The sequence below is a fragment of the Streptomyces sp. 796.1 genome, from assembly GCF_047525675.1.
Taxonomy (GTDB): Bacteria; Actinomycetota; Actinomycetes; order Streptomycetales; family Streptomycetaceae; genus Streptomyces.
On record NZ_JBLIWA010000029.1, the window covers coordinates 158,591 to 169,547 of the forward strand.

Here is a 10,957-nt window from a genome sequence, read left to right on the forward strand (position 1 = left end):
TGCCGGCTCTGCTGACGCGGCTGACGCGGCTGACGTGCCCTTGACGCGCCGTTCGCCCGGTTCATCTGGCCGGGGACGGCGCGACTAGCCCAGCCGGCACCCGCCGCCCGACCGACACCGATCACCCCGCCGGCACCGGGCTGGCCCGCCCCGTACCAGCACGCCACACGGGGGCGGCGGCATGCTGGCGCGCGACAGGCCACCCACACGACGGGCGACCGCCCCCACGGCACGGAGCGCAGCCGTACGGGCGGGTGTTCCGACGAGGCGGGTGCTCCGCCAGCGCAGGGTGCTCCGAGCGGGCGGCAACCGCCGACGTCCGTACGGCGCGTGGGGGCGCGACCGTGACGGCGTACGGCAGGGGTACGGCAGGGGCCCCGCGCCGCCCGCTGACCGGGCCGACGAGGGCGGGCACCGGGCGCTGGACCGCGCCGGTGGCCGGGGCCCGGCGGGTGCCGGGGCCACGCTGCGATTGTGCGGGCCACGGGCCGGGCGCGACCTCGGGTTCCGCCCCAGCAGCAACCCCAGCCTTTGCCCCGCTCAGGCCCTGGCCAGGGCGTCCCTGAGCTCTCCGCGCGAGGCGATGCCGAGCTTCCGGTACGCCTGCCCGAGGTGCCACTCGACCGTCTTCACGGTGACGAACAGCATGTGCGCGATCTCCTGGTTGCGCTTGCCCTCGGCGGCCAGTGCCGAGACCGAACGTTCCCGGGGCGTGAGCCCGGAGACCCCGGTACGGCTCGGCACCCTGGCGCGTACGCCCATGGCGGCGAGTTCGAGCCTGACCCGCTTGCCGAGCGCCGCCGCCCCACTCGCCTCGGCGATCTCCGCGGCCTGCCGCAGCACCGGTCTGGCCTGTTCGGCGCGGCCCTGTTCGCGCAGGGCCGCCCCGTACTCGACCAGCGCCCGGCAGCGCTCCAGGGCCGCGGGGCCGTCCTGCAACAGCGCCACCGCCTCGGCCAGGTGCCGCAGCCCGGCCCTGCCCCCGGCGGCGAGACCGGCGGCGATCAGCGCGCCCGCGATGGTGCGCGGGGTGCCGAAGCGGCGCGCCGCTGCCAGGCAGGTGGCGGCGAGTTCGGCCGCCTCCGCGGTGCGGCCGATGCCGGCCAGCGCCGCCGCGGCCTCGGCCTCGGGGCTGAGCGCGGGGCAGTCGGTGCCCCACTCGCGCAGCGCGTCGGCCGCCCGCAGCAGGTCATCGACGCCCGCTTCGACGTCGCCCTGCGCGATCCGCAGCCGGCCGCGGGCCATCACCAGCGGCAGGTAGGGCGGTTGCCGGGAGATGTCGGCGCCGAGCCCGCAGCGGTCGATGACGCGCGCCGCGATCCGGGTCTGCCCCTGCGCGACGAGTGAGTCGATCAACGCGCCGGCCGCGAACGGCATGCCCATCGCCGGCACCCCGGCCCCCTCGGTCGAGCCGAGCGCCAGCGAACCGTCGGTCTCCGCCTCGGCGAGCATGCCGCGCTGGAGGCGCACCCAGGCGTGCAGGGCGCGCAGGTCCTCGGTGGCCAGGTGCAGGCCCCGCTCCTCGGACTCGCGCAGCGCGTCCACCAGCAACCGGTCGGCCTCCAGGAGCCGGTCGCAGCAGGCGAAGGCCAGCGCGATCAGCCAGCTCGCCTGGGCGCCACCGTCCGGTGGCCCGATCAACGGGCCGTGCAGCAGCGCCCGTTCACCGGCGGCCACCACCTGGTCCGCGGCCCCGCCGCTGATCAGCGTCTCGAACGTCTGCTGCGCCGCGACCAGGGCGGCGGTCGCCCCGTCCTCGCCGACCACGGTGCGGTCCAGCACGCTGAGCTCCCGCATGGCGAGCGGCCTGGTGTGCGGGGTGAGCTGCGCGACCTTGACGATCTCCGAGTGCAGCCGCAACTCCACCTCGCGGTCGCGGCCCTGCACCTCGGCGTGCACCCCCTGGAGCAGCCCGAGCGCATCCTCGTAGCGGGCGGCGGCGATCAGCGCGGCGCTCATGTCGATGACGATGCCCGCCCGGCGCACCGGGTCGTCGGTCACCTCAAGGGCCTCGCCCAGGTGCGCCAGCGCCTCCGGGTCGCGCATCCGCAGCTCCGCCCCACCGAGCCCGGCCAGCAGCTCGGGGGCGTCGGCGGCGGGCGCCGGCTCGTTCAGCGCCCGGCGCAACAGCGGTACGGCGGCGGCCGGATCGCCCGCCTCCAGGGCCTCGCGCCCCGCGGCGGCGAGCACGCCCGCGGTCCAGGCGTCACCCGACGGCGGCAGCGGCACCAGCAGCGGTACGACCTGGGCGGTGGGGGCGCCGGCGGCGTGCAGGGCCTTCGCCGCGCGCGCGTGCGCGCGATGCCGGTAGGGCAGCGGCAGATGGGCGTAGACGGCGGTGCGCACGATCGGTTGGGCGAACCGCAGCGGCGCCTGCGGGTGCACGATGCCCAGGTCCATCAGGGTACTGACGGCGTCGGCGGCCTCGGCCGCGTCCAACTCGGCGACCTGTGCGACGTGCGCGGCGTGCGGCAGCGCCAGTTCGGCGTGCGCGTCGAGCACGGCCAGCGCCCGGGCCAGCCGGGTGGTGTGCTCGGCCAGCGGCTCGGGCAACTGCTGGAGCCTGCGCAGCACCACGCGCGCGATGTTCCGCGGACCGGTACGGGCGATGGACCGCGGGTCGTGGAGCGCGGTGGCCTCGGCGTCGGCCAGCAGTTCGCGCAGGAAGAACGGGTTGCCGCCGGTCGCCGCGTAACAGGCGCGGACGAAGGCGTCGTCGGGCCCCGGGGCGGCCAGCGTGCCGGCCACGAAGGCGCGCACGCCGTCCTCGCTGAGCGCGTTCACCGGCAGCAGCCGGGCGGCGTCCGATGCCAGCAGCGCCTGGTTGATGTCGGCCCGCTGGCCGCTGTCCACCGACTCGGTGGCCGCGCACACCACGATGGCGTGCCCCTCAAGGCGGCCCTCCATGTAGTGCAGGAACTGGAGCGAGGCGACGTCGGCCCAGTGCAGGTCGTCCAGGAGGATCAACAGCGGGGCGCGGCGGGCGAGATGCACGCACATCCAGTAGAGCCCGTGCAGCACGGCCTGCCGCTGCTCGGGCCCCGCGCCGGTCGCGACGGCGCCGGTCGCGTACTCGAAGAGCGGCGCGGCCAGCCGGGCGGGCCCGCTCAGCACCGCGTCCCGCTCCTCCTGGCTCGCCGCCGCCAGCCAGGGCTCGAAGAGTTGCCGTACGACGCCGTAGGGGAAGCCCGCCTCGAACTCGCTGCCCCGCGCGAACAGCGCCACGAAACCCTCGTCGATGGCCCTTTTCTTCGCCTCGTTGAGCAGCGCCGTCTTACCGAGCCCGAGACCACCCTCGAAAATCAGGAGCTGCCCGTCTCCGACATGGCAGTGCTTGATCGCCGTATCGATTGCCTCGAATTCACCGTGCCGCTCAACAAAGGGACCGCGTTCAAGCCGCATTACGGTGCTCCCCCCACCCTTTCATAAAGAGATGGCTGCTCCGCAGATACCAGTACACCGCTGAAATTGCTTTTTATACACGAGGTTCACACGCAAAGCGGGGAGGAGTCGAAAGTCGCTCGTCAAACAGCCGTACGACGCGACGCAGACGCGCTGGCACAGCATTCGTCAAGGCGAATCGAGCTGCGGCCACAGATACACGCGTAGCGCTGAAGCAAAGCCGTCAAATCCCCCGTTGTCTCGCGCATGGCCACATGCCCGCACAAGGGCATGACGACGCTACGCATTACTGATCCGACGCCAACATCGTAACCCACCCCGCACCCGAGGTGAAATATTAAACCTATCTGACCGAGACTTCCGGAAGGGTCATTTTTATCACCTTCGCGAGGAGTTAAGGCGCCATATTGAACGCCCCGTCGGTAGACGGGTTACGGGGCGTAACGCAAAGCTCGAAACCGTACGGTGTACAACGCGGCGAACGGCTTTCTGACACTCCGTCTCACTGGTCTGCCGGCGGCTGGACTGCTGGTCCTAAGCCGCTGGGCGTAGTGCGGTCACGGCGTCTGACGGACGCCGGGATGAGCTGGGCGAACTATCGTCGGGAGCGCCCCGGGCACATGCGTGTGCCAACCGCCCCTGAGGAGATGTCCGATGCCCGCCGACCACGATCCGAGCGCCCTGGATCTCACCGCGTATCTCGCCCGCATCCAGTGGTCGGGGAAACACCTGGCGACCGCCGACACACTGCGCTCATTGCACCGCGCCCACCTTCTGCACATCCCCTTCGAGAACGCGGAAGCGGTACTCGGCTCGGCCCCCTCACTGGCCCTCGCCGACGTCCAGCGCAAACTCGTCCAGGAGGGCCGCGGCGGCTACTGCTACGAACAGAACGGCTTGCTCGCAACGGCCTTGCGGGCCCTGGGATTTGGCGTCACCTACCTGGCGGCGAGGGTCCGTACGAACGGGCGGGGCGAGAAGACCAGGCCGCGTACGCACATGGTGCTGATGGTCCGGGTGCCGGGCTCGGAAACGCCCCATCTCGCCGATGTCGGATTCGGCGCCACCGGGCTCCTGGAAGCCATCCCGCTGGAGGCCGACGCGCCCCGCGAGCGCGGCGCGTGGACGGTGCGACTGGTGCGCGAGCCGCAGGACGGTCCGGAAGACCTGTGGGTGCTGCAACTGAAGCCGACCGGTGGCGCGTGGAGCGATGTCTACGCCTTCACCCGGGAGCCCTTCGAGTTCCCCGACTTCGAGATCGCCAACTGGTACATGGCCACCCACCCCAGGTCCCCGTTCTACGGCCGCCTCTTCGCCGAACAGCCCGGGGTCGACCACCACCTGGCACTGGTCGGCCGCCAACTCATCCACACCCGGGGCGACGGCACCGCGACCAAGCGCGAACTCGCCGACGACGCGGAGGTCCTGCACACGCTCGCCACGACCTTCGGCATCCACCTGCCACCGGGGACGCGACTGCCGGCCTGAGGACGGCGACGGCTGGCGGCTGACGGTGGTGGGTGGGCAGCGGACGGTGGCGGGCGCCGGGCGGGGCGGGTGCGCCGCCCCACGGGGCGGGAGCGCGGGCCCGGCGCGGCCGTCGCGCACCTCCCCCGGAGCCAAGTGCCCGGGGCCGGCCGGGTGCACCGTACGCCGTCCGTCCGGGCCCGCACGGACGGGGCGGCCACGCGCGCGCCCGCCCGCGAGGTACGCCACCGACCGCTCCGTCCGTACCCCGCCGCGCCCCACCCGCGGCCCCGGCCGCGCCTCCGGCCGGCGGCGCGTCCCAGCCCCCTACGACCACCGCCCGTACGCCCCGACCGGCGCCCGCCGTACGCGCGGTGGTCCCGTCCGCGCCGCGGGCGGACCCGCGCAGGGGCTCCGTACGCGCCGTGGACCGGGCCCGCCACGGGCTCGGTCCGCACCGCGGGCCAGACCGGCCACGGCCCGGACCGACGCGCGCCCGCCTAGGCCCGCCGCACTACCCCTGGCGCGGCATCACCCGCCTGCCCAGCAGCCACAGGCTCGCGAGCGCCAGCACGGCCAGCACGCCGCCGAACCACAGCACGCTCGACACGGCGATGCCGTCCGCCGCTCGGCCGCCGAGCAACGCCCCGAGCGCGATCGCCAGGTTGAAGACCGAGACGAACAGCGCCGAACCCACCTCGCGCGCCGCCGGAGCCGCCCGGAACATCCACGACTGGGCGCTGACCGACACGCCCCCGTACGCGAGCCCCCACACCACCAGCAGCACCGCGGCGCCCGGCGTGGACGTGCCGACCAGCGCGAGCAGCACCACCGCGACGGTCAGCAGCGCCGACAGGACCATCAGCGCACCGCGCGGGTCGCGCCCGGCGCGCGCGCCGGCCAGGAAGTTGCCGGCGATCCCGGCCACCCCGTACACCAGCAGCAGCGTGCTGATCAGTCCCGAGCCGACGCCGGAGACCTCTTCGAGCACCGGTCGGACGTAGGTGTACGCGCCGAAGTGGCCGGTCACCAGCAGCCCGGTGACCAGCAGCCCGATCCGCAGGCCCGGGTTGCGCAACAGGCCCGGCATCTCACGCAGGCTGGTCGGCTGGGTCGCGGGCAGCGGCGGCAGCAGGACGGCCATCGCGACCAGCACGGCCAGCGCCAGCGCGGCGATCACCCAGAACGCGGCGCGCCAGTCGGCCAGATCGCCGATGAGCGTGCCGACCGGCACCCCGAGCACCGAGGCGACCGCTATCCCGCTGAAGATCACCGAGGTGGCCGCGGCGACGGACCGCTCCGGCACCAGTCGCACGGCGAGCCCGGCGGCGATCGACCACACCCCGCCGATGCTCAGGCCCACCAGCACCCGCGCGGTGAGCAGCACGGCGAAGTTGGGCGCCAGGGCGGAGACCAGGTTGGCGACGGTGAGCAGCCCCATCAGCGCGCACAGCACGTACTTGCGGTCCAGCCGCCCGACGAGGACCGCGAGCAGTGGCGCGGCCACCGCCGCCACCAGCCCGGGCAGCGTCATGGCCAGGCCCGCGGTGCCGTCGCTGACGTGCAGCGACGAGCCGATCGAGGTCAGCAGGCCGACCGGCAGCATCTCGGTGGTCACCACCGAGAAGATGCCGACGGCGACGGAGAGCACGGCCAGCCAGCTCCGCGCGCCCGCGCGCGGGGCGGGTACGTGCCCGGCGTCACCCGCCGCTCCGTCGGCCCCCTGGTCACGGGCGGCGGCTGGGGGCGCGGCTGGGGTGCCGCCCGGGGTACGGGGCGGGGTACGGGGCGGGGTCGTGAGGGATGCCGCGGGGGCGGGCCCGGTGCCGTGCACGGGCGCGGGATCGGCGGCCCGGGGCGCGGGCTCGTGGGTCTCGGACATGCCCCTAGCGTTCAGCCGCGCCCGATCGGGAACAACGCCGAACTGCTCATCCTTGTATGAGTCAGATTTATCGATCGCCGCGGGCGAGCACGGGCCGGGGCGCCGGCACCGCGGCACACGGAGGAGGCGGTGCGGTGAGCGGAGTGGAGATCCGCGAGTTGGAGTGCTTCCTCGCACTCAGTGAGGAGTTGCACTTCGGGCGGGCGGCCGAGCGGCTGTACGTGTCACAGAGCAGGGTGAGCCAGTTGCTGAGCGCACTGGAGCGCCGGGTCGGCGGCCGGCTGCTGGAGCGCACCAGCCGCCGGGTCGAACTGACCCCGCTCGGCGAGCGCTTCCTCACCGAGCTCAGGCCCGCGTACCAGGCGCTGCGCGCCGCCGTCGACGGGGCCCGCGCGCACGCCGCCGGCGGCGTGCTCGCCACGCTCCGGGTCGGCTTCCTGGGTTCGGCGAACGAGCACGTCATGCACGCCTTCGGCACCTTCCACGAGCGTCATCCGCAGTGCGAGGTGGCACCGGTGGAGCTTCCGTTGGCCGACCCGTTCGGTGCGGTGCGGCGCGGCGACGTGGACGCCGCGCTCGTCTGCCTGCCGGTGGCCGAACCCGATCTGGTGGTCGGCACGGTCCTCGCCGAGCAGCCCCAGTTGCTCGCCGTTCCGGTGCACCACCCGCTCGCCCACCGGCCCTCGGTCTGCGCCGAGGAGTTGGCGGACCACCGGATGATCGGCCTGCGGAGCCCGGCGCCCCGCTACTGGCGCGAGGCCATGGTGCCGCCCACCACCCCGGGCGGGCGGCCGATCGCGGCGGGCCCGCTGGTCTGCACGCTCCAGGAGGGGCTGACCGCCGTCGCCGCGGGGCTCGGCACGATGCTGCTGTGCGCCCCGACCGCGACCCACCAGGGGCGGCGCGACATCGCCTTCGTCCCGGTCACCGGCCTGCCCGGGTCGGCGCTCGCGCTCATCTGGCAGCACGCGAAGGAGACCGCCACCCACCGGGCCCTGGACCGGGCCCTGGCCGAGGCGCCCGAGCCCGCTGCCGCCCCCTCCGCCCCGCCGGCCGCCCAGGACGTACGGGGCACGGCCGGCGGGCGCCGCGTACCCGAGACGGCGTGACCGGGCCGGACCGCGCCCCCGCTCCGCCCGATGCCCCATCAGGTTCCGCTCGGCACCGCGTTGTTGGATCGGTCACATACGCCGTACGGGTGGCCGCTCGGCGAGCATGATCGGGGTGGCTGGATCTCGCCCCTGAACCGCGGCCGGGCACGCGCACGAGGCTCGGCGCGAAACAGCCGTCCGGAACCGGCCGGAGCTGCGTACCGTCGCAGCGGCCAGGAAGCACACCGCCCCGGCGCACTCGCCGCCGGATATCCGCACCGAATACGCGCAGTACCGCACCCGCAACCTGGCGCGATAACAGTGACACGTGGCCGGATACCCCGGGGTCCGAATTGCCGGATTTTGCGGCACCAACTCAATTAGTTCGCCGGTCAACAGTCCATTCCGCGGTATGGAACAACTTGCACCGGAGGTAATTGAGGTGCACACTGTTCCGAAGATTCGGAGCAACCTGCACCAGACTTCTCACCATGAGGAGGCAGCTCTTGAGCGCCATAGCGGGAACTCGCGACCTGTGCCGGGCCGATCTGACGCTAACGTACGCGGTACACAATGCCTTTCGGCGTGACGCGGCCCTGCTGATGTCTGCCTCCTACAGCGACGATGTGCGCGATGGCGCGTCCATTCGCGCGGGTTGGCACACGCTCAAGCGAAATCTGACGATCCAACGCACGGCCAAAGACTGTGTGTTGTGGCCGGCGTTGCGCGCCCGACTCGCGGGCCAGCCGCATGAGTTGGCACTCCTGGAGTCGATGGAGGCCGAGAACGCCGAGATGGACCCGATGATCCGAAAGATCGACGCGGCCCTCTCGCACGACCGCCGATTCCGCCTGCGGGAGTACGCCGAGGACTTCTCCACCTCGCTGCTCACCCACCTCGACCACGAGGAAGCCGAGGCCCTTCCGCTGATGCAAAGCGTGCTCAGCCGGCAGGAATGGCGCGCGTTCTGCGACGAACAGCGGCGCCAGGTGGGCCTCAAGGGCGCCTCGTCCTTCTTCCCCTGGCTGCTCGACGGGGCCCCCGACGGCACCCGGGCCCAGATCCTCGGACTCCTCTCGCCACCGCTGCGCTTTATCTGCCGCACGGTATGGCAGCCGCGTTACGAGCGCACGCCGCGCTGGGAGCTCGCCGGGGCCCTATGAATCGGCCACCGGGACCCGGCCGCCGCGGACCCCACAACTACCCGGCACCAAAGGGTTGTTGACGGCCCTTTCGTTCACTTCTTGAATACAAAAAGAACCCCTGTCGCCACGCTCGGCGACGGGGGTTCTCGCTTGTCACGGCCCCGCCGATCGATCGCCACACTCCCGCCGCCGACCGGGTAAGCTGACCGACTCCACACCTGGCCTAGACCAGCCGCCCAGGTGAGGGAGAGTCCTGCGGAAAAAGGCAGTGCGATGACCATCCGGCACAGAGCCGGAAGGACCATAGGTGCTCAGCTCAAAGCGGGTTACTATCTGGATCGTTCGATGTCCGAACGCGCTTCACCATGCGGAACTATTGACTCACTGGTGAACTGTTGAACGACCGACTTGAGGTGACATAGACTGCCTGCCGGCTCCAGATTTGCTCGACTTTCAGCCACGGGGGGATGAACGGGCGGCGTAGCAAGGCCACAAAAACCGGACATGACGGAACAGCGACGGACGCCCGTCCCCCAGCGGAGCGGCCCATACGGGGACCAGCGTGAGGCGAATCCCGGTGCTGTTATGACGTTTCGTCCGAGTGGCCCCTCCACGCGTCCCCACTCATCGAGCCTCTCGTCACACTCTTCTGGAAGGTGAACGAGAACGTCATGGAATTTGCCATATTGGGCCCGCTTCGCATGTACGAGCAGGGGCGTTCTTACACGCCAACGGCACCGAAACAACGGCAGCTTTTGGCCCTGCTGCTGCTCAACGCCAACCAGGTCGTTTCCACCAGCACCTGCATCGATGAACTCTGGGAAACATCGCCACCCAACACGGCGTTGTCGACCCTTCAGTCCTACATCCTGCAACTGCGGCGAACGCTGCGCAGAGTTCCGCGCATCGGCAGTTTACAAGCTGCCCGCCGAGTTCTGGAGACGCGGGACGGCGGATATTTGCTGGCCGTCCGGAACGACGAACTCGACGCCAATATCTTCACCTCGCTGGTACGTGAGGGCCGCGCGGAACTCCACCGCGACGACCACGCCGCATCGGCGCTCTTGACCCGCGCCCTGACGATGTGGCAGGGGTCCGCACTCTCCGACGTCCAGGCCGGCCCCGTACTCCGGGCGCACCTGGTCGGTCTCGAAGAGGACCGGATCAGCGTGCACGAGCAGCGCATCGACGCCGACCTGCGACTCGGCCGGCACCACGAACTGCTCGGTGAGCTCAGCGCCCTGGTCACCAAGCACCCGACGCACGAGAACCTGCACGCCCAGCTCATGCTGGCGCTCTACCGCTCGGGCCGGCGCGCCCAGGCGCTCGAAGTCGTCAAGCGGCTCCGCCAGGTGCTGCACGACGAGCTCGGTCTCGAACCCTCGCCGCGGATGCGCAATCTGCATCAGGCCGTGCTCGCCTGCGACCCGGTGATCGACAGCCCGGCGGGCTCCGACTCCGTGCTGGCGCTCGACCTCGCGCGCTATTCGTCCTCCCCGACGCTCCCCATCCAACCCACGCCGTCCTCCTTGCACGCCACCACCTCGGTGAGCAGGCCACTGGCGTAACCACGAACCGGCCTGCGGATTACGGCGAACGATGCGGTCCCCCTTCGGACCGTTTCGGTTTCCCCAGGCCCTACGGGTGTTACGCGCGTTCACGCCGGCGCGCGTACTCCCTCACCGCTGGGCGACACCACGGGGCTCGCCCAGCGCAAAAGGCCCACTGCGGCGCATTCCGCGGTGGGCCCGATACGACTCCCCAACTCCCCGTGCTCTTCCTTCCCGTTCCGCCTGCTTTCCGCCGGCCCTCCCGGGATTTCCCCTGCCTTCACGCAGGTACGGACAGGTGAGAGCGCCGCACCCCGGCGCGCCCGCGTCAGCAATGTCTGCGCCTCCGTGTGCTGCGCCAACTCCCTTACGTTGGCGTGCCGTTGGCTACACCACGGTCCAGGTGTCGGTGCCGTGGAG

Annotated in this window: 6 protein-coding genes; 4 read left to right on the forward strand and 2 right to left on the reverse strand. The window is 71.9% G+C overall.

What is annotated here, in order from left to right; genetic code table 11:
- Window positions 1-540: 540 nt before the first annotated feature.
- Window positions 541-3,402: a helix-turn-helix transcriptional regulator gene (locus tag ACMA1D_RS20480; protein WP_414725457.1), complete on the reverse strand. Its 2,862-nt coding sequence runs from the start codon at window positions 3,400-3,402 to the stop codon at window positions 541-543.
- 654 nt (window positions 3,403-4,056) lie between these two features.
- On the opposite strand from ACMA1D_RS20480, the gene ACMA1D_RS20485 reads away from it, so the two are divergent.
- Complete coding sequence (locus ACMA1D_RS20485) at window positions 4,057-4,890, forward strand: arylamine N-acetyltransferase family protein (RefSeq protein ID WP_414725458.1); 834 nt, start codon at window positions 4,057-4,059, stop codon at window positions 4,888-4,890.
- A 493-nt stretch (window positions 4,891-5,383) separates the two neighbouring features.
- On the opposite strand, the gene ACMA1D_RS20490 is transcribed toward ACMA1D_RS20485, so the two are convergent.
- Entirely contained in the window at window positions 5,384-6,751 is a 1,368-nt protein-coding gene (locus ACMA1D_RS20490; RefSeq protein WP_414725459.1) for an MFS transporter, read from the reverse strand.
- A gap of 134 nt (window positions 6,752-6,885) precedes the next feature.
- On the opposite strand from ACMA1D_RS20490, the gene ACMA1D_RS20495 reads away from it, so the two are divergent.
- From ACMA1D_RS20495 to ACMA1D_RS20505, 3 genes are all read left to right on the forward strand, one after another.
- Window positions 6,886-7,860: a LysR substrate-binding domain-containing protein gene (locus ACMA1D_RS20495; protein ID WP_414725460.1), complete on the forward strand. Its 975-nt coding sequence runs from the start codon at window positions 6,886-6,888 to the stop codon at window positions 7,858-7,860.
- Window positions 7,861-8,333: 473 nt separating this feature from the next.
- Window positions 8,334-9,005: a hemerythrin domain-containing protein gene (locus ACMA1D_RS20500; RefSeq protein ID WP_349995687.1), complete on the forward strand. Its 672-nt coding sequence runs from the start codon at window positions 8,334-8,336 to the stop codon at window positions 9,003-9,005.
- A gap of 653 nt (window positions 9,006-9,658) precedes the next feature.
- Entirely contained in the window at window positions 9,659-10,555 is an 897-nt protein-coding gene (locus ACMA1D_RS20505; RefSeq protein WP_414725461.1) for an AfsR/SARP family transcriptional regulator, read from the forward strand.
- Window positions 10,556-10,957 lie beyond the last annotated feature (402 nt).